This is a genomic window from Streptomyces geranii (genome assembly GCF_002954775.1).
GTDB classification, from domain to species: domain Bacteria; phylum Actinomycetota; class Actinomycetes; order Streptomycetales; family Streptomycetaceae; genus Streptomyces; species Streptomyces geranii.
This window is the reverse complement of the sequence record NZ_PJME01000029.1, coordinates 31,030-52,866: the sequence shown is the minus strand read 5'-3', so window position 1 is coordinate 52,866 and position 21,837 is coordinate 31,030. Positions and strand designations below refer to the sequence as shown.

At 70.5% G+C, this 21,837-nt stretch carries 22 protein-coding genes; 11 read left to right on the top strand and 11 right to left on the bottom strand.

The window, feature by feature from the left end:
* Positions 1–39 precede the first annotated feature (39 nt).
* From CW359_RS28440 to CW359_RS28430, 3 genes are all read right to left on the bottom strand, one after another.
* Positions 40–1,641 carry a polyamine aminopropyltransferase gene (locus CW359_RS28440; RefSeq protein ID WP_105973021.1) on the bottom strand — a complete coding sequence of 534 codons (1,602 nt, stop codon included), beginning with the start codon at positions 1,639–1,641 and terminating at the stop codon, positions 40–42.
* Positions 1,642–1,749: 108 nt separating this feature from the next.
* The gene (locus tag CW359_RS28435; RefSeq protein ID WP_105973020.1) at positions 1,750–2,268 is read right to left on the bottom strand and encodes a DUF2617 family protein; all 519 of its coding nucleotides are present in this window, start codon (positions 2,266–2,268) and stop codon (positions 1,750–1,752) included.
* A 448-nt stretch (positions 2,269–2,716) separates the two neighbouring features.
* Positions 2,717–3,007: a hypothetical protein gene (locus tag CW359_RS28430; protein WP_198655418.1), complete on the bottom strand. Its 291-nt coding sequence runs from the start codon at positions 3,005–3,007 to the stop codon at positions 2,717–2,719.
* Positions 3,008–3,136: 129 nt separating this feature from the next.
* Here CW359_RS28430 and CW359_RS28425 point away from each other — a divergent pair, with 129 nt between their 5' ends.
* From CW359_RS28425 to CW359_RS28410, 4 genes are all read left to right on the top strand, one after another.
* Entirely contained in the window at positions 3,137–4,333 is a 1,197-nt protein-coding gene (locus CW359_RS28425) for a pyridoxal phosphate-dependent aminotransferase (RefSeq protein WP_105973018.1), read from the top strand.
* Positions 4,334–4,515: 182 nt separating this feature from the next.
* A complete protein-coding gene (locus CW359_RS28420; RefSeq protein ID WP_105973017.1) occupies positions 4,516–6,519 on the top strand; it encodes a hypothetical protein in 2,004 nt (667 codons plus the stop codon).
* Positions 6,520–6,584: 65 nt separating this feature from the next.
* On the top strand, positions 6,585–6,842 hold the full coding sequence (locus CW359_RS28415; RefSeq protein ID WP_105973089.1) for a type II toxin-antitoxin system Phd/YefM family antitoxin: 258 nt from the start codon (positions 6,585–6,587) through the stop codon (positions 6,840–6,842).
* Positions 6,843–6,852: 10 nt separating this feature from the next.
* Positions 6,853–7,113: a Txe/YoeB family addiction module toxin gene (locus tag CW359_RS28410; RefSeq protein WP_105973016.1), complete on the top strand. Its 261-nt coding sequence runs from the start codon at positions 6,853–6,855 to the stop codon at positions 7,111–7,113.
* Between the two features lie 34 nt (positions 7,114–7,147).
* On the opposite strand, the gene CW359_RS28405 is transcribed toward CW359_RS28410, so the two are convergent.
* Together CW359_RS28405 and CW359_RS28400 are read right to left on the bottom strand one after the other, a co-directional pair.
* Positions 7,148–7,384, bottom strand: a complete 237-nt coding sequence (locus tag CW359_RS28405) for a hypothetical protein (RefSeq protein WP_232838645.1) — start codon at positions 7,382–7,384, stop codon at positions 7,148–7,150.
* A 103-nt stretch (positions 7,385–7,487) separates the two neighbouring features.
* A complete protein-coding gene (locus tag CW359_RS28400) occupies positions 7,488–8,402 on the bottom strand; it encodes a hypothetical protein (protein ID WP_198655417.1) in 915 nt (304 codons plus the stop codon).
* A gap of 242 nt (positions 8,403–8,644) precedes the next feature.
* Between CW359_RS28400 and CW359_RS45460 the strand changes: the two genes are divergently transcribed.
* Complete coding sequence (locus tag CW359_RS45460) at positions 8,645–8,821, top strand: hypothetical protein (protein WP_157968652.1); 177 nt, start codon at positions 8,645–8,647, stop codon at positions 8,819–8,821.
* A 35-nt stretch (positions 8,822–8,856) separates the two neighbouring features.
* Positions 8,857–9,177 carry a hypothetical protein gene (locus CW359_RS46730; protein WP_408647529.1) on the top strand — a complete coding sequence of 107 codons (321 nt, stop codon included), beginning with the start codon at positions 8,857–8,859 and terminating at the stop codon, positions 9,175–9,177.
* A gap of 8 nt (positions 9,178–9,185) precedes the next feature.
* On the opposite strand, the gene CW359_RS28390 is transcribed toward CW359_RS46730, so the two are convergent.
* The 4 genes from CW359_RS28390 to CW359_RS28375 all read right to left on the bottom strand — a co-directional run bounded on the left by CW359_RS28390 (position 9,186) and on the right by CW359_RS28375 (position 13,332).
* Positions 9,186–9,716 carry a YbjN domain-containing protein gene (locus CW359_RS28390; protein WP_105973013.1) on the bottom strand — a complete coding sequence of 177 codons (531 nt, stop codon included), beginning with the start codon at positions 9,714–9,716 and terminating at the stop codon, positions 9,186–9,188.
* A gap of 102 nt (positions 9,717–9,818) precedes the next feature.
* Complete coding sequence (gene clpB / locus CW359_RS28385) at positions 9,819–12,440, bottom strand: ATP-dependent chaperone ClpB (protein WP_105973012.1); 2,622 nt, start codon at positions 12,438–12,440, stop codon at positions 9,819–9,821.
* Between the two features lie 332 nt (positions 12,441–12,772).
* Positions 12,773–13,126 carry a Rieske (2Fe-2S) protein gene (locus CW359_RS28380; protein WP_105973087.1) on the bottom strand — a complete coding sequence of 118 codons (354 nt, stop codon included), beginning with the start codon at positions 13,124–13,126 and terminating at the stop codon, positions 12,773–12,775.
* Positions 13,127–13,131: 5 nt separating this feature from the next.
* Positions 13,132–13,332: a hypothetical protein gene (locus CW359_RS28375; protein WP_157968650.1), complete on the bottom strand. Its 201-nt coding sequence runs from the start codon at positions 13,330–13,332 to the stop codon at positions 13,132–13,134.
* An 87-nt stretch (positions 13,333–13,419) separates the two neighbouring features.
* Here CW359_RS28375 and CW359_RS28370 point away from each other — a divergent pair, with 87 nt between their 5' ends.
* Together CW359_RS28370 and CW359_RS28365 are read left to right on the top strand one after the other, a co-directional pair.
* Entirely contained in the window at positions 13,420–14,433 is a 1,014-nt protein-coding gene (locus tag CW359_RS28370) for a helix-turn-helix transcriptional regulator (protein WP_232838644.1), read from the top strand.
* Complete coding sequence (locus CW359_RS28365; protein ID WP_232838643.1) at positions 14,430–15,452, top strand: helix-turn-helix domain-containing protein; 1,023 nt, start codon at positions 14,430–14,432, stop codon at positions 15,450–15,452. Before CW359_RS28370 ends, CW359_RS28365 begins: the two co-directional genes overlap by 4 nt.
* Here the strand turns inward: CW359_RS28365 and CW359_RS28360 are convergent.
* Positions 15,361–16,494: a helix-turn-helix transcriptional regulator gene (locus tag CW359_RS28360; protein WP_105973008.1), complete on the bottom strand. Its 1,134-nt coding sequence runs from the start codon at positions 16,492–16,494 to the stop codon at positions 15,361–15,363. The two genes, CW359_RS28365 and CW359_RS28360, sit on opposite strands and share 92 nt — an antisense overlap.
* A 408-nt stretch (positions 16,495–16,902) precedes the next feature.
* Here CW359_RS28360 and CW359_RS28355 point away from each other — a divergent pair, with 408 nt between their 5' ends.
* Genes CW359_RS28355 through CW359_RS28345 form a run of 3 tightly spaced genes read left to right on the top strand, consistent with a single transcriptional unit; the run spans position 16,903 to position 20,268 of the window.
* Positions 16,903–18,450 carry a circularly permuted type 2 ATP-grasp protein gene (locus CW359_RS28355; protein ID WP_105973007.1) on the top strand — a complete coding sequence of 516 codons (1,548 nt, stop codon included), beginning with the start codon at positions 16,903–16,905 and terminating at the stop codon, positions 18,448–18,450.
* Positions 18,447–19,379 (top strand): alpha-E domain-containing protein, encoded by a 933-nt coding sequence (locus CW359_RS28350; RefSeq protein WP_105973006.1) that lies wholly within the window; start codon positions 18,447–18,449, stop codon positions 19,377–19,379. Before CW359_RS28355 ends, CW359_RS28350 begins: the two co-directional genes overlap by 4 nt.
* Before the next feature lie 10 nt (positions 19,380–19,389).
* Positions 19,390–20,268 (top strand): transglutaminase family protein, encoded by an 879-nt coding sequence (locus tag CW359_RS28345; RefSeq protein WP_232838642.1) that lies wholly within the window; start codon positions 19,390–19,392, stop codon positions 20,266–20,268.
* A 400-nt stretch (positions 20,269–20,668) separates the two neighbouring features.
* On the opposite strand, the gene CW359_RS28340 is transcribed toward CW359_RS28345, so the two are convergent.
* Entirely contained in the window at positions 20,669–21,796 is a 1,128-nt protein-coding gene (locus tag CW359_RS28340; RefSeq protein WP_105973005.1) for a sugar ABC transporter substrate-binding protein, read from the bottom strand.
* Positions 21,797–21,837 lie beyond the last annotated feature (41 nt).

Sequence of the window (21,837 nt, the reverse complement as noted above, 5' to 3'; positions counted from 1 at the left end):
CGATCCACACCCACGCGGCCCACCCCCCATGCCCCGCCCTCAGTACCGCGGATGCACCAGGGTCGAAGCCCGCAACCCCACCACCCGCATGCGCTCAGCGGCCCGCGCATCGGCCTCCAGCTCCGCCTGACTGAGCGTCCGCAACCGAGGCCCACCGTCCCCGATCACCCGCAACTCGGGCGCGGACCCCCCGGCCGTCGCCAGCACGAACCCCCAGTCCCCCGCCCCCGCATCCCGCCCACCACCCACGCGATACGGCACCGCCCGCAACCCCGCCGCCCGCACAGTCGCCTCGACCGTCCAGAACACCCGCGGCCGGGAGGCCACCGGACCCCCGTGCACGACCAGCCGGCCCCCGTCCGTCAGCACCTGCCGGGCCAGCCCGTAGAACTCCTGCGAATACAGCTTCGTACTCGCCGTCATCCCCGGATCGGGCAGATCCGAGATCACCACGTCGTACGCCGCCCGCGCCCCCCGCAGCAGCCCGAACGGGTCCGCCGTCGTCACATGGACGCGCGGGTCGTCGAACGCGTGCGCGTTCAGGGCCGACAGCGCCGGGTCCGTGCGGGCCAGCCGTACCAACCCGGCGTCGAGGTCGACGACGTCCACCCGCCGTACGCCCGGGTACCGCAGCACCTCCCGCGCCGCCAGCCCGTCGCCGCCGCCGAGGACGAGTACGCGCGCGTGCGGGCCGTTCATCGCGGGGTGGACGAGTGCCTCGTGGTAGCGCCGTTCGTCCCGTCCGCCGACCCGGAGCCGGCCGTCCAGGAAGAGGTCGAGCGGGCGGCCGTGCGTGCCGCCGGTCAGTACGACCTCCTGTACGTCCGTCCGCAGCGCCACCCGTACGTCGTTGCCGTACACCGCCTGCCTGGCCGCCCGCTCGAAGTCGTCGACGAGTACGGCCGCTGCCGCCAGCAGCCCGATCACGGTCACGTTCGCCACCACCAGAAGCCACCGCCCGCGCCGGGTCAGGTCCCGGCGGAACAGGCCGAGGACGAGGGCCCCGCCGACCAGCGCGTTGACCGTGCCGGTGAGCAGCGCGCCCGTGAGCTGCCCCAGCCAGGGGAGGAGGAGGAAGGGGAACGCCAGGCCGCCGACCAGCGCGCCCACGTAGTCCGCGGCGAACAGGTCGGCCACCGCGCCGCCCGCGTCCTGGCGGCGGATGCGCTGGATCAGCTCCATGAGCAGCGGCACCTCGGCGCCGATCAACAGGCCGATGGCGAGGGAGAAGGCCACCAGCAGCACACGCGGGCCGTGCGCCCACAGGCCGCCCCAGTCGCCGGTCCACGCGAACACCGCGTACAGCGCCATCGCGCTGCAGCCGCCGACCAGCGCGAGCGCCGCCTCGACCGCGCCGAAGCCGGCGGCGGCCCGGCAGCGCAGGCGTTTCGCGGCGAGCGAGCCGATGCCCATCGCGAAGACCATCACGGAGAGCACGACGGACGCCTGGGTGACCGAGTCGCCGATCAGATACGAGGCGAGCGCGACCAGTTCGAGTTCGTACACCAGTCCGCAGGCCGCACAGACGAAGACACAGGCGAGGACCAGGAACCGGCCGGTGCCGGGCCGGACGGGCAGCCGCGCGGGCGCGGCCCACGGCGGGGGGCTGCCCGGCGGGGCCGGCACGTGCGGTTCGATCACGCTGGGAACGCTACGTCACACTCCGCGTGCGCTTCGTCACCCACACGTGTGGTCCTTGTTTACGGGGAGGAAGTCGGTGTGAAGCCCACCCGGGCCGCCCACAGCCCCTCACAGGGCCGCCGCCACCCGCACCCCCACCCGCGTCCTGGTCGCCACCAGCTGCCCGTCCTGCGGATAGGCGTGCCAGGTCCGCCAGTGCACCTGCCCCTCGTGCCGCTGGGCCAGCATCGCGGTGAAGGCGTGCGGGCTGCCGGGGAAGACCCCGGCGAGGCCGTTCGGGTGGTCGGCGACCAGGGCCAGCAGTTCCTGGGCCCGTCCGGCGAACGAACCGGGCGACAGGACCTCCACCCGGGCCGCGAACTCGTACTCCCAGTCCCCGACCCGTTTGGCCACGCCGAGCGGGAGGGGGGTACTGGAACCCGGGATGCACGCGACCGTCTCCGAACAGGTGCCCTGTTCCTCCTCCAGAAGCACCTGGTGGGAGGCGCCGAGGAGTCTCAACTGAAGCTTCGCGTCAGCGAGTTCGAGATCGAGGGTGGCGAGGGCGGGCAGCGGCTCCCGGCCCAGGGTCCAGGCGAGGTCGGCCGCGCGCGTGTCGGTGTAGGCGGTGTTCAGGGTCGTGAGCATGGATCGGCTCCGCTAGCACGCAAAGGGAGGGTGTGGACGAACAAGGTGTGGACGAACAGAAGTGTGAGCAAGGTGTGGGTCCGGCGCGCTCCGGTCGACACGGGTCGACACCGGGAGATCGGCCCGGTCAGCCCAGTAAAGGTGGGACATCCTGGGGTATCCCGGGAGGTCCGAGGGGCTGTGTTGGTGTTTTAGAGGGAATCATGAACGGTGGCGCCGTCACAGCGTTTTTACCCAACTTCGTGGGGTTTCCATCCCTCAGAGGGCTGCACAGCTCAACTGTTCAACCGCGGCGTACGCCCGAGCGTGCGAAGGAACCCCACAAGCAGGGTGACGTACAGAACGTACGAGCGCCCGCCGGGACGACGTGATGTGCCACGTCGTCCCGGCGGGCGCTCACCCCGCGGTCCGGATGCGATTCCCCCTTCCGGAGCTCAGCTGCCCCGTGTCAGCTGCCTCCACCGCATCCGCCCCCGCCTCCCCCGCAGGACGACCCGCCGCCGCAGGACGAGCCCCCCGAGCAGGAGGAACCCGTACCGCACGACACGCTGCTCCCGGAGTCGTGGGAACCGCTGGAGCCCGCCGCGCCCCCGGCCCACCAGCTGTTCCGGTTGTTCCGGTGGTTCCGGCCCAGGCCGACATACCGGGCCCGCCGCGCGGCCCGGGCCGTGGCGGCCACGACGATGAAGAAGCCCACCAGGATGACCACGGCAACAAGGGCGATGATGGCTACGGCCATGACGTCACCCTCCTTTCGTTCCCCCGGGACGGCCCCCCGTGGGCGCCCCGTCGTCTTGCGTGACGTGGGGATGCCCGCCTGTCTCACCTGCCAAAGCAGAGTTGAGGAAGTCCAGAGCTTCGGCGCAGGATGACGTCCATGACCAGCAGCGCACGCCCCCTCCTCAACCGCCGGCTCGCCGAGTTCGGGACGACGATCTTCGCCGAGATGTCGGCGCTCGCCGTCGCCACCGGTTCGATCAACCTCGGCCAGGGCTTCCCGGACACCGACGGTCCGGAGGAGATCCGCGAGGCGGCCGTACAGGCGCTGCGCGACGGCCGCGGCAACCAGTACCCGCCGGGCCCGGGCGTCCCCGAGCTGCGTACGGCGATCACCGCGCACCAGGAGCGGCGGTACGGACTGTCGTACGACCCCGACCGCGAGGTCCTGGTGACGGCGGGCGCGACGGAGGCCATCGCGGCGGCCCTGCTGGCGCTTGTGGAGCCGGGTGACGAGGTGATCGCCTTCGAGCCCTACTACGACTCCTACGCGGCCTGCATCGCGATGGCGGGCGGCACGCGCGTGCCGGTCACACTGCGCCCCCACGACGGCTCGTTCCGCCTGGACCTGGACGAGCTGAGGTCGGCGGTCACCCCCCGCACGCGCCTCCTCCTGATCAACACCCCGCACAACCCCACCGGCACGGTCCTGACCCACGCCGAACTGACCGCCATCGCGCAGCTCGCCGTGGAGCGCGACCTGCTGGTGGTGGCCGACGAGGTGTACGAACACCTGGTCTTCGACGACGCCGGGCATCTGCCGCTGGCCTCCTTCCCTGGCATGCGCGAACGGACGGTCTCTATCGGGAGCGCCGGGAAGACGTTTTCGTTCACCGGCTGGAAGGTGGGCTGGGTCACATCGACCCCGGAGCTGGTGACGGCGGTCCGCTCGGCGAAGCAGTTCCTGACGTATGTGGCATCGGGCCCGTTCCAGTACGCGGTGGCGGAGGCCCTGAACCTGCCCGACAGCTACTTCGAGACGTTCCGCGCGGACATGCGGGCCAAGCGCGACCTCCTCGCCGCGGGCCTCGCGGACGCGGGGTTCAAGGTCTTCAAGCCCGCCGGCACGTACTTCGTCACCACGGACATCCGCCCCCTGGGCGAGACGGACGGCTTCGCCTTCTGCCGCTCCCTGCCGGAACGGGCAGGCGTGGTGGCGATCCCGAACGCGGTCTTCTACGACCACCGCGAGGAGGGGGCGCCGTTCGTGCGGTTCGCTTTCTGCAAGCGGACCGAGGTGCTCACGGACGCGACGGAGCGGCTCCGCAAGGCGTTCGTCGGCCGGTAGGCCCGTAGGCCCGTACCACCCCTTGGGGTCTCCATCCCCCCGCGAACTTCCACCCCTTGGGACAAGTGGTGAGATTCTTGACACCCCATCGGGGCCCGTCCAAGATCTTCACACCGCCGCCCCCGGCGGCCACCCACTCCCCATCTCCTCCTGAGCCAGGGAGCAGGCTCAGAAGGAGAGACGTGGGTATATCCCGATCCGTCAGATCGCTCGCCGTCGCCGTGAGTGCCGTCGTGCTGTGCGCCGTCGTACCCGCGTCGGCCGCCGTCGCCGACGACACCGGTGCCGTGGTCACCTTCGACGGCATCTCCTCGGCCGCCGCGGGCGACGGCACGGTCAGCGCCGGGCAGACGGTCACCGGCTCCACCGATGTCACCTTCACGGTGCACGCGGACCCGGCCGACGAGCCGACCTCGGCCGTCGTCAGCATCACCGGCAGCGGTGTGTACCAGGGCACCGGCACGGTCGGACAGCGCTTCGACCTGAAGCCGGGCGACTGCCTGCCCTCCTGCACCCTGCACGCGACCCTGGACACCGCCGCCACCCGGCAGTTCGGCGGCGCGAACGGGGTGGCCGCGCCGCTGGTGAACGACGGCGCGAACGCCGTGCACGTCGAGGTGAACAGCCCCCGCCCGCGGCTCGTCACGGCCGACAGCGCCGTCACCGTCGACAACGGCCGGCCGTTCGTCACCCTGCCCGACCTGCCCGGCGCGGACGCCTGGACGGACCACAAGCCCGTGGGCCTGACCGCCGACGCCGAACTGGCCCTGCGCGCCACCGCGACCGGCACCGCCGGCGTCTCGCGCGTACGGTACTTCAGCTCCGGCAGCACCTGGCCCGCCCCCGTCGACCTGACCGCCCCGGCGAGCGGCGCGACCTGGACCACCACGCTGGACACCAGCGCGGTCCCGGCCGGGCTGTACGCGGGCGGCGTCTACGTCGTGGCCTACGACCAGGACGGCCGCGCGGGTTCCCCGGTCCGGGCCGACACCCTGGTCGACCACGGCTTCACGATCACGCCGAAGCTCGACACCGTCATCCGCCCGTACGAGACGCCGGTGCACGTGACGTACGCCTACCCGTCGGCGCTGAACAAGGCGTTCCCGGCGAACCTGAACTACGCCTACCCGGTCGGCACCACCGTGTCGCTCGACGGCAAGGCGCAGGCGACGACACCGGTCGGCGCCTATGTCTACGAGGGCAACACCGGCGGCTTCTACGCCGACCTCGGCAAGCTCCCGTACGGCGCCCACACGCTGACGTTCGACTCCGTCGACAACCGCGGCGCGCACGGCCGGGCGGACCTGCCGGTCAGGGTGGTGTCCGAGGTCACGCCGACCTGGACGGCCGGCTTCGAGGACTTCGTCGTGGCGGGCGGCAGCAGGAAGTTCGCCGCCACGACCGCCGCGGCCGACGGCGACAGTCGCGCCGAGCACTGGACCCTCGACGTCGACGGCACGACGTTCGCCACCGGCAGCTACCCCGCGCGGCCCGCCGGCACCTGGAAGTCCACGACCACCGGGGTGCACGACGTCACGCTGACGATCGTCTCCCAGTACGGCGACACCACCGTCAGCACCCAGTCGCTCCGCGTCGTGGCCGCCACGACGACCCGGCTGGCCGGTCCGGCCACCACCGTCTACGGCGGCAAGGCGGCCTTCACCGCCACCGTGACCCAGACCGGTGCCAAGGCCGCGGCCGGTGCCAAGGTCGCCTTCCAGTACAAGCGCACGGGCACCACCGCCTGGAAGACCCAGGCGACCGTCACCGCGGACAGCGCGGGCAAGGCCACCTACACCGCGACCGCCAGGTACAACGGCGTCTGGCGTGCCGTGACCGCGGAGAAGAGCCTGACCTGGGCGTCCTCGACCAGCCCGACCCTCACGTCGAGCGTCAAGGCCGTACTCACGGTCAGGAAGCCGGCCACCACCGCGGTCCACGGCAAGCCCGTGTCCTACACCGCGCTCAGCGCCCCCTACGTCCAGGGGACCGGGCTGCTCTTCCAGGCCCGCCAGCAGGACGGCACCTGGAAGACCCTCACCAGGGCCACCCTCACCACGGGCGGCAGCGCCACGACGAAGATCACCTTCCCGCGCAAGGGCACCTGGACGCTCCGCGTATACCGCCCGGCCACCACCGAGCTGGTGAACACGTACTCCGCGTCCTGGACGGTCAAGGTCGGCTGATCCTGGCGCTTGCCGCACCACGGAGAGCGACGTACAGTTTCTTGTACGTTGAAGGAGGGGTGATCGTGAAGACCATGACGTATTCCGAGTCGCGCGCCCGGTACGCCGAGGTGCTCAACTCCGTCACCGACGACCGCGAAGAGGTCGTCATCACCCGGGCCGGGCACGAGCCGGTCGTCATCGTCTCCCTTGAGGACTACGAGTCCCTCAAGGAGACGGCGTACCTGCTGCGAAGCCCGGCCAACGCCCGGCGCCTGCTCGCGTCCATCGACGAGCTGGAGAACGGCGGCGGTACCGTACGCGAGCTTGCCTCCGACGCGTGAGGGCCGCGAGTTGAAGATCACCTTCTCCTCCCGCGCCTGGGAGGACTACCTGTGGTGGCAGCTTCAGGACCGGAAGATCCTGAAGCGCATCAACACGCTCATCGCGGACATCGCCCGGAACGGCAACGAGGGCATCGGCAAACCGGAACCGCTCAAGCACGGGTTCCAGGGCTACTGGTCGCGCCGCATCAACGACGAGCACCGACTGATCTACAAGGCCACCGAGGACAGTGTCCTGATCGCGCAGTGCCGCTACCACTACGAGAGCTGACAGGGCTCAAGATCGAGGCGCTGGGAGGCGATGTTCACCATTCCGTCTCGTCCGCTGCCGCCAGCTCGGCCTCCGTCGCGGCCGGCACACCTGCGGTAGTCGGTGCCTGGGCGCATTGGTGAAATTCGCGAATCTCCTGCGAGGCGGCAACCTCGGTCGCCTCGCGGGAAAGCAGCCGAAGTCCTTCGCGCAAGGCGTCGGAGAGCGAGTGCAACTGGAGGGTCCGCACCACCTGTTGCAGGTCCGCCAGTTCATCCGGGCGCAGCCGCACCTGGACCCTGCTGGTCCCACCGCTTGCGCCCTGCCTCTGTCGCACCCCTCCGGCCTGGCGACGCTTGTGGGTTGTGGCACCTGAGGCGGCGCGGTTCTCCTGCTCAGCCGACGGCACGAAGACGGTTCCCGGACCGGCAGTCCCTGCAACGACCCGGTTCCGCCGCCCGAAATCCCCGGTCACAGCCGTCGCAGTTCTGCATGCGCGCGACCGTCGGACGTACGCGGGACTCCGCGCTTGCGGACAGTGCGGGCAGCGGAAGAGGCGTCTCCTTGAGCCGGTAGGCGAGGATGCCCGCCGGGCGGGTCAGGAAGTGGTCCGGGAGGCGTGCGGTGAGGTGGTCCGTGATGTGGGTGGGCAGAATGCCTGCCTTGAGCCAGCGGGTGACGCCGGGGGCAAGACGGGCGGCTTCCGGTTCGGTGAGGACGAGGCGGGGGTCGATCCGGCGCAGGGCGGCGAGTACGGCGACGGCCTGCGGGTCTGCCTCGGCGAGCGGGACCGGTGCCTCCGCCTGCTCCTGTACAGGCACGGTGGCGGTGCTGGCGGTCTCTTCCATGGGCACGGACGTGGGCACGACCGCTGCAGCGGCGCGCTGCTTTCGGGGACGCCGCAGCTTCGGTGGCCCGGGAGGCCCTTCCGGGTCCGGGCGTGGACCCGGAGGGGCCTCCCCGCCCGGGACGTCGTAGAAGTACGTCCGAGTGCGGATCTGCCCGGTGGACAGCCGCTCGCGACGACGCTCCAGGTATCCGGCGTCCTCGAGTTCCCGCAGCGCCCGCGAGATGAGGATCTCGCCCTCGTCGAAGTGGCCGCACAGGGCACTGATGCTCACCGGGGAGCCGTCCGGCAGGGAGGAGATGTACGCGGCGACGCCGATCGTGACCGCGCTGCCGCGTCGCTGGGCGAGGGCGTTGGTGATCACGGTGAAGTCGGCGGTGAGGCGGGTGCGTACGTGGATCACGCCGGAGGTGGGAGCTCCGGCGTCGGCGCGCAGGCGCGCGTTAGACTGCGGGTCAGCCATCGGGAAGCTTGCTTCTTCCTGGTTGGTCAGGCCCTCGTTCGGGATTGCAGTCCCGGCCGGGGGCCGTATCTGTCTGCGGTTGTTTCGGCGAACGTAACCGCCTGCATCCCGCGCCCGCAAGCCGGTCACTCGTACGAGTGACGCGGGCCTGCCAGCCGGGGAGGGTGGGTGGGTGGGTAGTTCTTTCCCCCGGTTCTTTGGGGAGGTCAGCGGCCCGCCGGACCCTCGCGGACAAGGACCCGGTGGCCCGTAGGACGGACGGCGACCGGGGTCCGGTCACCCCGGCGGAGCGGGTCGAGCGGGCTGCGACGGCACGGGCAGTGCTGCGGGAGTGGAACGGCCACGACCCCGACGAGCACGAGCAGGCCGAGTTGGACGCCGAGCTCGACCGTCGTATGACCGAGGCGGGTGTCACGTGACCCCTGACGTACATGTGCTCCTCGACGAGAGCGCGATGGTGGCCGCTGGACGAGGCAACGCCCTGGTCTCCCGGCTGATCCATCGCGCCCATGCCGAGTCGGGTTGGTTCCTGTACGCCACCGTCTGTGCCCTGGTCGAGGCCGACCGGGCCCGGCCAGGCACTGCGGAGCATCTCGCGGCCCCGCCCGGCATCGCGATCGTCGACACAGCTGGAAGGAACAGCCGGTGCGGGTCCTGGACTTCAGCCTCTGACTCGGGCGACAGGGCGCCCGGACGCTCCGGATCCAGTCCCGGCAGCGGCCGTAAACGGCGAGAGCCCGGCCTCCCGGCCGGGCTCCTCTGCGTACAGGCGTAGCGGCAGGACTACTCTTCGTCGTCCTCGGGCTTCTCCGCCTCGTCGATCTCCTCCTCCAGACCGAGCTGCTCGACAAGCCACTTGTCGAACTCGATCGCGGCCCGCACCCAGCTCACCGTCGACGACACGAAGTGCTCCAGGCTGACGCCCGTACCGATGAGCATCTGCGCCTCGCCGATCAGGCGGACGGTGCCGTCGTCGTGCGTGTGGCTGTAGACCTTGGGCCACAGGGTCCGGCGGTTCCAGTCGTCGATCGCCTCGAGCAGCGCGGGCTTCGCCTCGATCTGGTGGGGGCGGTCGTAGAACGTCCGCACCGAGAAGACCTGCTGGTCGCCCTCTCCACGGAACATGAAGTACGTACGGAACTGCTCCCACGGCGCCGCGAGGTCACCCTCGTCGTCGACGACGTACTTCAGCTCCATCTGTTCGAGGAGCTGCTTCACAAGGTCCTGATCCGGGACGACGGGGCCCGCCGGTCCTTGCGGCTGCGGCTCGGGCTGGCCCCCGAAGTTCGGAATCGAGGACGGGTCGATGGTCACCGTGAATTTCCCTTCGTACGGATTCCGCCATCCTCTCCCATGCGGGGCGGGGCGTGGCAACCCCCGCCCCCGACGGTTAACCGATGGTTGGCGTAATTCAGCTCAGAGCGTCTTTCCGCTCGCCCCGGGTCCCGTTTCCCCGGTAGCCGGCCCGACGATCAGCCCGTCCCCGAACGCGTCCACCCGGACCGTGTCGCCGTCCTTGACCTCGCCCGCCAGGATCTCCTTGGCGAGCCGGTCGCCGATCGCCGTCTGGATCAGGCGACGCAGTGGCCGGGCGCCGTACGCGGGGTCGTTGCCCTCGTCCGCCAGCCAGGCCAGGGCGGCCGGGGTGATGTCCAGGGTGAGGCGGCGCTCGGCCAGGCGCTTGGCCAGGCGGCCGATCTGCAGGGCGGCGATGCGCTCCAGCTCCGCCCTGTTGAGCGCCGAGAAGACCACCAGGTCGTCCAGCCGGTTCAGGAACTCCGGCTTGAAGGACGCCCTCACCACCTCCAGCACCTGCTGCTTCTTCTCCTCCTCCGACGTCAGCGGCTCGACCAGGAACTGGCTGCCCAGGTTCGAGGTGAGGATGAGGATGGCGTTGCGGAAGTCGACGGTCCGGCCCTGGCCGTCCGTGAGACGGCCGTCGTCCAGCACCTGGAGGAGGACGTCGAAGACCTCCGGGTGGGCCTTCTCGACCTCGTCGAGCAGCACCACGCTGTACGGGCGCCTGCGCACCGCCTCCGTCAGCTGGCCGCCCTCCTCGTAGCCGACGTAGCCGGGCGGCGCGCCGACCAGTCGCGCCACGCTGTGCTTCTCGCCGTACTCCGACATGTCGATGCGGACCATCGCCCGCTCGTCGTCGAAGAGGAAGTCGGCGAGGGCCTTGGCCAACTCCGTCTTGCCGACGCCCGTGGGCCCCAGGAACAGGAACGAACCCGTCGGCCGGTCCGGGTCCGCGATGCCGGCCCTCGTCCTCCGTACGGCGTCGGAGACCGCCTGTACGGCCTCGCTCTGGCCGATGAGACGGCGGCCCAACTCCTCCTCCATGCGCAGGAGTTTCTGGGTCTCGCCCTCCAGGAGACGGCCGGCCGGGATACCGGTCCACGCGCCGACGACGTCCGCGATGTCGTCGGGGCCGACCTCCTCCTTGACCATGGTGTCCCGGGAGGCCTCCTCCTCTTCCTCCGAGGCTTCCTCCAAGTCCCGTTCCAGGGTGGGGATCTCGCCGTAGAGGAGCTTGGAGGCGGTGTCGAAGTCGCCGTCGCGCTGGGCCCGTTCGGCCTGGCCGCGCAGTTCGTCGAGCTTCTCCTTCAGCTCGCCGACCCGGTTGAGGGACTGCTTCTCCTTCTCCCAACGGGCGGTCAGCCCGCGCAACTCCTCCTCCTTGTCGGCGAGATCACGGCGCAGCCGCTCCAGCCGCTCGCGCGAGGCGGGGTCGGTCTCCTTCTCCAGCGCCAGCTCCTCCATCTTCAACCGGTCCACGGCGCGCTGGAGTTCGTCGATCTCGAGCGGAGAGCTGTCGATCTCCATCCGGAGCCTCGACGCCGCCTCGTCGACGAGGTCGATCGCCTTGTCGGGGAGGAAACGGGAGGTGATGTACCGGTCGGAGAGGGTGGCGGCGGCGACCAGCGCACTGTCGGCGATGACGACCTTGTGATGGGCCTCGTAACGCCCCTTGAGCCCGCGCAGGATGGCGATCGTGTCCTCGACACTCGGCTCCGCGACGAGAACCTGCTGGAAGCGGCGCTCCAGCGCCGGGTCCTTCTCGATCCGCTCCCGGTACTCGTCGAGGGTCGTCGCGCCGACCATGCGCAGTTCGCCGCGCGCCAGCATCGGCTTCAGCATGTTGCCGGCGTCCATGGAGGAGTCGCCGCCCGCGCCCGCGCCGACGACCGTGTGGAGTTCGTCGATGAAGGTGATGATCTGGCCGTCGGAGTCCTTGATCTCCGCGAGGACGGTCTTGAGCCGCTCCTCGAACTCACCCCGGTACTTCGCGCCCGCGACCATCGCACCGAGGTCGAGGGAGACGAGCCGCTTGTTCTTCAGGGACTCGGGCACATCGCCCTTGACGATCCGCTGGGCGAGCCCTTCGACGACGGCCGTCTTGCCGACGCCCGGCTCACCGATGAGGACGGGATTGTTCTTCGTACGCCGGGACAGCACCTGCACGACCCGGCGGATCTCCTGGTCGCGGCCGATGACCGGGTCGAGCTTGCCGTCCCGCGCGGCGGCCGTGAAATCCGTACCGAACTTCTCCAGGGCCTTGTACTGGCCCTCGGGGTCGGCTGTGGTCACGCGACGCCCTCCCCTGCTCTTCTGGAACGCGTCCAGCAGCTTCTTCGCGCCGGCGCCCTGCTGGGAGAGTACGTCCCCGGCGGGGCCGCCCTTCGCGGCGATGCCGACGAGGAGGTGCTCGGTGGAGAGGTACTCGTCACCCAGCTCCTTCGCCCGTTCGGCCGCATCGGCGATGACCGAAAGAAGTTCCCGGTTGGGCTGTGGGGGAGCGACAGTCGAGCCGGTCACGCTGGGCAGCGAGGCGAGTACGCGCTCGGCTCCCGCCCGCACGGCGACCTGGTCGGCCTCGACGGCGGCCAGCAGGTCGGTGATGTTCTCGTTGTCCTGCCCGCTGAGCAGCGCCAGCAGCAGATGCGCGGGCGTGAGATCCGCGTGCCCTCCGGCCACGGCTTTGCTGGTGGCCGCGTTGATCGCGTCCCGGCTCCTGTTGGTCAGCTCGGCGTCCACGGTCGCTGTCTCCTCTCCACTCCCTGACTGACACAGCCAACGTACACAAAGTTGAGTCTATTCCACTCAAGGTGCGGACGGGGACCGGACAGACGGAAAAACCGCCCGTCCTGAATCACGGACGGGCGGCGGGGAGCAGGTGCGGGAGGGGCGGTTTTCAGCCAAGCAGGCGTGGGGTGCGGGAGGGGCGCGAGGGGGACGCGGCGCCCGGAGGGATCACGGTAAACGCTGAAATTTCACCGGAAATAGCAGCGGCGTCACCGTGTTCAGGTCACGGTGACGCCGCTGCGGGGGGAAGTACCTGAGCGATCTACTGCGACGGGGGAATCGCGTCAGGCACTGCGGGGGGTGGCTGAGATGGTCTGCACGTCCTGGAAATCGGGGATCTCCGGGATGTCAGGGTGGTCCAGCCGGTGGTCGCGCTGGTCCAGGTTCACAAAGATCATTCCGTACCGGATGGCACACCGCACGGGCTGCGGCGCCCCCCGAGGCCGCCGCAGACACCGGTACGCCCGTACGTCCTCGTCGTCGTCCCGCGTCACGACAACCGGCTCTCCGAACACGGTCACCATCAGCGAGTCGCCGCTGTGGGGGATGGCGGTGACCAGGTCGATGAAGTGCCAGCCGGAGCGGTAGGCCGTGGCCATTTCGCGACGGAACGAGCGATCGTCGGGTGGGGTGGTCATCGCGATCAGTCCCACTTACTGTCCGCAGGAGTGACCAACGCGTCGCTCAGGGCATCGTCGGCCACATACTGGATGCCGTCCGCCTTGTGCGCGTCACTGCTCACACCGGAGAGGCCAGCCACTGCTCCGAAGGCCACAACGGCGGAGAAGGCGGCGACAAGCACCGAGCGAAGCATTCTGTTACGCATAGTCGGCTTCGTCCTCACTTGAAGGTCCCCTTCTTCCCCCGTCTGATAAGACCATGGCTCATTCAGGCACGTCATGGCCACACGATCGGTGCATCATGTTCCTGCATGTTCAGGACCCTGGGGGGTGAAGATTTGACATCAAATGGGACCAAAGTGGCACATCCTCACGCGGTGACCGAACTGTGTGGCGAGGGAACCCGCCTTTACGCAAACGCCCTGCGTACGGGACGCATCTCGCGCGCGGACATCGCGTCCGCGCCCTGCCTGCTGGAGTTCGCCCTCCTGCACCCCGACCCCGACGACGCCAACTGGTTGCGTCCGGTTCCACCATCGATCGCGCTCGCCCAGCGGCTCAACCCGCTGGAACGCGAGATCACCGAGCAGCGGCGGCAGTCGATCGCGCTCTCCGAGCTCTTCGAACCGTTCATGGCCCTGAGCGCTCAGGAAACCTCCCCGACGCACTCGATCACGGTGTTGGAAGGCCTCGACCGCATCAATTCGGCACTCGACCTGGCGACCGCCCAGTGTCAGGCCGAGATGCTCACAGTCCAGCCGATCAGCCACCGCAGCGCCGAGAACCGGCTCGTGGAGGCGCTGGACCGCGACCGACCGCTGAGCGAACGCGGAGTGCGGATCCGGACCCTCTACCAGCACACGGCCCGCTACAGCCCCGAGCGGCTGGCCTACGTGGACCGGTTCGCGGACAGCAAGGCCGAGTACCGCACCATCGACGAAATCGTCGAGCGCCTCATCATCTGCGACGAGACCGTGGCCTTCATCCCCGTCAGCGACGACCGCCAGGTCGCCCTGGAACTTCGCCACCCCGGCCTCGTCCGCTACCTGGTCAAGGTCTTCGAGTTCATGTGGGGCCGCGCCGTACCCCTGCGGGCGGGCACCCCGTACGACACCGACCCGGACGGCATCACCGACATCCAGCACTCCATCGCCAAGCTCCTGATCGAAGGCCACGTCGACGAGGCCATCGCCCGGCGCCTCGGGATGAACGTCCGTACCTGCCGCGCCCACATCGCCAAGCTGGCCACCGCCCTCGGCAGCGGCAGCCGCGCTCAGCTGGGCTATCTCATCGCTCAGTCGGGGCTCCTGGACCAGGACCGTTGAGCGCGGCAGGGCACCCGCACGCCTCCGGTGAGCTGTGCGAGGCGGGCATGGGCCTGTACGTCCGCGCCCTGCGCGAGGGCGAGGTGCCGGCGGACACGGCCGCCACCGTGCCCTGTCTGCTCGACACCGGGCTGCTCCGGCCCGACCTGGAGGCCCCGCACCAGCTGCGCCCGCTGGCCCCGGCGGTGGCCCTGCCCCTGCTGCTGCGCGACAGCGCGGAGGCCGTCGCCGGGCTGCGCCGGCGGGAGGCACTGCTGGCCGAGGCGTTCGTACCGCTGCTGGACGCCGACGCGCCGGACACGGTGGCCGACTCGCCCATGATCAGGCTCCTCAGTGGCTTCGACCGGATCAACGAGGCCATCTCCCGGACGATGGCCGACGCCGCCGGTGAACTCCTGGCCGTCCAGCCCCACGCGGGCCTCCTCACCAAGACACTGACCACCCTGGACCGCGACCAGGCCCTCCTCGACCGGGGCGCCCGTATCCGCACCCTCTACCAGCACACGGTCCGCCACTCCCCCGCCGTCCGGGCCCGCTACGAACAGCTCAGGGGCGACACCGAGGCCCGCACGCTGGACGAGATCACCGACCGGCTCATCGTCATCGACCGGGCCGTCGCCTTCATCCCGGCCAGCCAGGACCGTTCCCTCGCCCTGGAGGTCCGGCACCCGGTCCTGGTGCACTACTTCGCCACCACCTTCGACCGTCTGTGGCGCCTGGCCACCCCCATGTACCCCGAGGCGGTCCAGCCCCCCACCCTCAACGGCGTCACCCCCCGCCAGCGAGCCATCGCGACTCTCCTGGTCGAGGGCCACACCGACGCCGTCATCGCGACCCGCCTCGGCCTGAACATCCGTACCGCCCGGGTCCACATCGCCAAGCTCGCCGCCACCCTCGGCAGCGAGAGCCGGGCTCAACTCGGCTATCTCATCGGACAGTCGGGGATTCTGGAGCCTGAGCGGGCGCCGGAGGCGGGGTCGGGACAGGCTCCCGGGGCGGCTGCGGGGCCGGGAGGGTGACCGGGGGGCCTGGCTGCTCCGCCGGGCCCCGGGGGCCGTCCAGGCCCGCCTGGGCGATCCGTACGCCCAGCTGGGTCCTGCTCGCCGCGCCCAGGGTCTCCGCGAGGCGGGCGATGTGGGCGCGGCAGGTTCGTACGCTGATGCCCAGGCGTTCCGCGACCACCGCGTCCTGGTGGCCTTCGGCGAGGAGTGCGGCGATCGAGCGTTCGCGGTGCGAGATGCCCTCGATGCCGGTGTCGGGGAGCTGGGCCGTGAGCGGGATCGCCAGGCGCCACATGCGGTCGAAGACCGTGCCCAGGTAGCCCACCAGGGCCGGGTGGCGGATCTCCAGGGCGATCGTCCGGTCCGCGTTCGCGGGGATGAAGGCGACCGTGCGGTCGAAGAGGATCAGGCGTTCGATCACCTCGTCGAGGGTGCGGGCCTCGGCCGCGTCGCCGACCAGGTCGAGGTAGTTGAGCAGGCCCTGGCCGTGCCGGGCCACGTGGTTGTACAGGCCGCGCATCCGTACGCCCCGGGCTCGCAGCTCCAGCGCCCGGTGCAGGCCCTCGGAGAGTTCGTACTCGCGCCGGATGCCGCCGGGCTGGACGGTCAGCACCTCCGTCGTACAGGCCTGGGTCGCCTCGTCCATCGCGGTCTGGATGCGGGAGAGGCCGTCCAGGACGCGCAGGGCGGTGCCCTCGCCGCCGCCCGTGCCGGGGCCGCCGGCCGCGGACCCGGCGCCCGGGAAGGGGCTCTCCTCGCCCAGGGCGGCGTACCACTCGAAGGCCGCGACGGCCGAGCCCACGCGCCGCTGGCTCACGCTGACCTCGTCGTACACACCGCGCAGCAGCCGGGTCATGACCTCCTGCGGAGAGGTCGGCACCAGCCAGGCCATGTCGTCGGGATCGGGGTGCAGCAGGCCGAGTTCGAGCAGGCAGGGCACCGCCTCGGCGTCGCGACGCCGCACACGGCCCCGCCGTACGGCCCCGGAGTACACGCGATCCCCGGCCCCGCACAGTCGGTCAGCACCGTGTGGATGCTCGTCCGTCCCGTGCCCGGCCATCGCCCATCCCACCCCTGTGTCCAGCCCTGTTTGCAGCGCAACTATGCGCGGCCCGGACGTGGTCCGCAACACGGCTTGACAGGCCGCGCGCCTCCGATCTCCCCCCAATGTCCGACTTTCGCCCCTCCTCCGCCCTTGTCCCTGCAACAAGCTGATGGTGGTGGGGCGTTGCCGAAGAGGGCATTGTGGAAGGCGCTTCCACAGGCGTACACGGGGGCGCCTCGGGGCGCACGGGGGAACGCCTGAAGCGGCCCCGGCGGGATGCCCCCATCCGGCCGGGGCCAACAGCATGCCCCGTACCGTCCCGCACCATGCGACCGCCGGGAAAGCGCGTGCCACGGCTTTCGCGCAAGCTGCCGGAAACCACTCGGAGATCGTCCCGTTACGTCCCGCCCCTACCGTCAGGTCATGGCGGACATATTTGACGCGTACGCGTTGGCCGACGCGTGGGACGAGATGTTTGTGCGGCCGGGTGAGGTCAGGGCCGCCTATGAGCCGGTACTGGCGGCGCTCCAGCCCATCGAGCCGACCGAACTGCGGTTCCGCGCCGACCAGATGGCCCGGGCGTTCACCGACCGCGGGGTGACCTACGCCTTCGCGGGCGAGGAACGGCCCTGGCCACTGGACCTCGTGCCGCGAATCCTGGACGCGCTGGAGTGGGATCTGATCCAGCGCGGGGTGGCCCAGCGGGTGCGGGCCCTGGAGGCCTACCTCGCGGACGCCTACGGCCACTGCCGGGCCTTCGAGGACGGTGTCGTGCCCTGGCGGCTGCTGCTGAGTTCGGCTCATTTCCATCGGGCCGCCCACGGCATCGAGCCACCGGGCGGCGTACGCATCCACGTCGCCGGCATCGACCTCGTCCGGGACGAGGCCGGGGACTTCAGGGTGCTTGAGGACAACGTCCGGGTGCCGTCCGGGGTGTCGTACGTCATCGAGAACCGGCGGGCGATGACCCGGATCTTCCCCTCGCTCTTCGCCGAGCAGCACGTCGTACCCGTCGACGGCTACGCGGGACGCCTGCTGGCCGCCCTGCGCGCCGCCGCGCCCGACGGGACCGCCGATCCGCGGGTGGTCGTCCTGACCCCCGGGCCGAGCAACGCCGCCTACTTCGAACACGCCCTGCTGGCCCGGCTGATGGGCGTGCAGCTGGTCGAGGGGCACGATCTGGTGTGCCGCAAGAACCGGGTGTGGATGCGGACCACGCGCGGTGAGGTACCCGTCCATGTCGTATACCGACGGCTGGACGACGACTTCCTCGACCCGCTCCACTTCCGGCCCGACTCGGTGATCGGCTGCCCCGGCATCCTGAGCGCCGCCCAGGCGGGCACGGTCACGCTCGCGAACGCGGTCGGGAACGGCATCGCCGACGACAAGCTCCTGTACACGTACGTACCCGATCTGATCCGGTACTACCTCTCCGAGGAACCGATTCTTCCGAACGTGGAATCCTTCCGTCCGGACGAGCCGGGGCAGTTGGAGGCGGTGCTCGACCAGATCGACCAGCTGGTCATCAAGCCCGTCGACGGCGCCGGCGGCCAGGGCATCGTCATCGGGCCCAAGGCGGACCGGGAGACCCTGGAGCAGTGCCGGGCGGCCGTGGCGGCCGATCCCCGGGGCTGGATCGCGCAGCGCCCGGTGGCGCTGTCCACCTCCCCCACCCTCGCCGGTGAGCGGATGGCGCCGCGCCACATCGACCTGCGCCCCTTCGCGGTGAACGACGGCAACGACGTCTGGGTCCTGCCGGGCGGGCTGACCCGGGTCGCCCTCCAGGAGGGCAACCTGATCGTCAACTCCAGCCAGGGCGGCGGCTCGAAGGACACCTGGGTGCTCGCGGAGGGGCCCGCCGAGACCCCGGCCCCCGTACGACCGGCCGGCGCACCGCCCGAGGTCGCCCCGCGCCAGCACGGCCCCGACGGCAACCTCAAGCTCGTACAGGAAGGGGCGCAGCAGCAGTGAACGACGTGATCCTCTCCCGGATAGCCGAGGCCCTGACCTGGACGGGCCGTTACGTGGAGCGGGCCGATGCCACGGGCCGCATCCTGGACGCCTATCTGCACCGCCTGCTCGAAGACCCCTGGCGCGACGAGGACGTGGCGTGCCGGTCGCTGTACGCCATCCTGGGCGTGGACGCGGGTGCCCAACCCGTGGACATGCAGCAGGTGTTGGACCAGCTGGCCTTCGACGCGCGTTCGACGTGCTCGATCGAGGGTGCGCTGGGTGCGGCGCGGCTGAACGCCCGCAGCGCCCGCGAGGCGGTGTCGTCGGAGATGTGGGAGTGCCTCAACTCCACCTGGCACGCCCTCGCCGACCAGCGCCTCGCGGCCCGACGCACGGGCCCGTACGCCTACTTGGAGCTGGTTCGGCGCCGGGCGGCCCTCTTCTTCGGCCTGGCGGACTCCACGATGAGCCGGGACGACAGCTGGCGGTTCGTCGTGCTGGGGCGGAGCCTGGAGCGGGTGGACATGACGGTACGGCTGCTGTCGGTACGGGTGTTGGACGCGGCCCACGCGCCGGACTGGCCGACGCTGCTGAGCGCGTCCGGCGCGGACGAGGCGTACGCGAGGGTGTACGGCGGTTTCGGCGACACCCCGAGAGTGGCCGAATTCCTGCTGCTGGACCGGGACTTCCCGCGCTCGGCACTGCACGCCCTGACGACGGCGGAGGAGTGCCTCGCGGCGCTGGGCCGCCCGCGCCAGGACCCGGCCCGCCGCCCGATAGGACGCCTGCGGACCAGGTTGGAGTACCTGGACTCACAGGCGATGGAAGACCAACTCCCTTCTCTCCTGAGGGACTTGCAGACGGCGTGCATGGCCTCGGCGGAGGCGGTGGCGGAGAAGTTCTTCCCGTACCAGGGACCGATCGAGTGGGCCCGGGAAGGGGCGTGAGGTACCAGTCATGACGACAATCGACACAACCACCATGAACACCAAGGGAATTCGCCGCCTCCGCATCAGGCACGTGACGAGCGTGGCGTACGCCCAGCCCGCCGCGTCCTCGCACAACGAGGTCAGGATGACCCCGCTGACGCTGCCCGGCCAGACGACGCTGGACGCGCGGGTCACCGTGAACCCGACGACGCCCACCTGGTCGTACTGGGACTACTGGGGCACCCAGGTCACCGGCTTCGACCTGATGGACCCGCACGCCCACCTGACGATCACGGCGTCGAGCCTGGTCGAGACACAGCCGCCGGGCCCGCTGCCGGAGGCGCCACCATGGCTGGAACTGACCGAACGCACGGCCACGTCCCGCCTGCTGGAGTACACGGCCACGACGGCCCGTACGACGATCCCGGCCGAGTTGCTGGACCGGGCGAGGGAGGTGGCGGCGGGCCTCGACCCGCACGGGACGGCGAGCGCGGTGTCGTCGCTGGTCGCCGACCGGGTGGCGTACCTGCCGGGCGCCACCGGCGTGAACACGTCGGCGGCGGAGGCGTGGGAGCAGGGGGCGGGCGTCTGCCAGGACATAGCCCACGTGACGATCGCCTTGCTGCGGGGCCTGGGCCTGCCGACCCGCTACGTCTCCGGCTACCTGCACCCGGAGCGGGAGGCGGAACTGCACCGCCCGGTGGCGGGCCAGTCCCACGCCTGGGTGGAGTACTGGGCAGGCGACTGGTGCGGCTACGACCCGACGAACCGAACCCGCGCGGACGAGTCCCACGTGGTGGTGGGCCGGGGACGCGACTACGACGACGTGACACCGCACAAGGGGGTGTACCGGGGGGTGGCCGGGGGGCCGCCGGAGGTGACTGTGGAGTTTACGAGGGTGGCTTGAAAGGGGGGCTCCGCCATCAGGGGGTTCCGGGGGGCGGGTGCGTACTCCGGGGGCGAGCGGAACCGGCACCCTCGGAGCACCGGTCCGCCGGGGTAGGCGGGCAGGTACGCCAGGGCGAGCAGGGCGATACTCCGGCGCGGGCGGACGCGGCACGCTGAGGCACGCGGGTCCGCCGGAGCGGGCGGAAGCGCCGGGGCGAGCGGGCCGGAGTCCCCGAGAGGGCCTCGGTCTCTCCCAAGGAGGAGGCGACCTGCCCCGGCGGCCAGAAAAGGACGCCGGAGCAGGTCGCCCCTACCCGAGCAACCGACCCAGGTCCCCCACCACGCGCAGGCAGCCGGTCCGCCCGCCGACGCAAGCAGTCAGAGACCACGCCCGCCCGCTCAGGCGAGCCCCGTCCCGCCTACTTGAGGCCCAGCGCCTCGCACTGAGCCTCGTACTTCGTCGTGCAGATGTCCGACACCTTGTAGATGCCGTCCTCGATCACCGTGCTCTTGATGTTCGCCGTCGTCAGCGCGACCACGCTCACCAACTGGGCCGGGATGTCCTCGTTGGTGGGGCTGTCCACCTTGTCGCGGGTCAGGGCGTCGAACTGGATGTCGCGGCCCTGGATGCGGGAGACCGCCATCTCCGCCGCCGTCTCCGCCTCCTGGGGGTACGACTTGTAGACGCTCATGTACTGCTCGCCGGAGATGATCCGCTGCACGGCCGCCAGTTCGGCGTCCTGGCCGGTGATCGGGGGCAGCTTGGTGACGCCCGCCGCCTCCAGGGCCTCGATGATGCCGCCCGCCATGCCGTCGTTGGCGGAGTAGACACCGGCGATGTTGTCCTTGCCGATGGCCGCGATGGCCTTCGTCATGTTCGACTTGGCGTTCTCCGGCTTCCAGTCCTTCGTGTCGAAGGACTGCGCGATCGTCACCTTGCCCTTCAGCTCGGAGAGCGCACCCTCCTTGAACTGGGCCGCGTTCGGGTCGGTCACCGAGCCGTTCATCATGACGATCTTCGCGGCGGTGTCGACGTCACCGCCGAGCGCCTCCAGGAGGGAACGTCCCTGCACCTCGCCGACCAGCTCGTTGTCGAAGGAGATGTACGCGTCGATGGGGCCCTCGGCCAGCCTGTCGTACGCGATGACGGGAATCCCCGCCTCCTTGGCCTTCTTGACCCCGCTCGCGATGGCGTGCGCGTCCACCGCGTCGAGGAGGAGGACGTCGACCTTGTCGTCGATCATCTGCTGCAGCTGCCTGGCCTGCTTGGCCGCGTCGGCCCCCGCGTTGGCGTACTCGACCCGGCCCTGGCCGTTGGTGAGCGACCGCACCTTGTTCTTGATGATCGGGTAGTCGAACTTGTCGTAGCGCGTGTTCTCCGTCTCCGGAAGCAGCAGCCCGACCGTGATGTCGTTGCCCTTGGCCGGCGTCGCCTCGGTCGCCCCGCCGCCGGACTCGAGCACCCCGCAGCCCGCCGCGAGGGAGACCATCGCCGTGGAGGCTGCCACGGCTACGGATATGCGGCGCGATCGGGACGTTCTGGGCATTCGGTGCTCACTTCAGGCGTTTCCGGACGGGGCCGCATCAG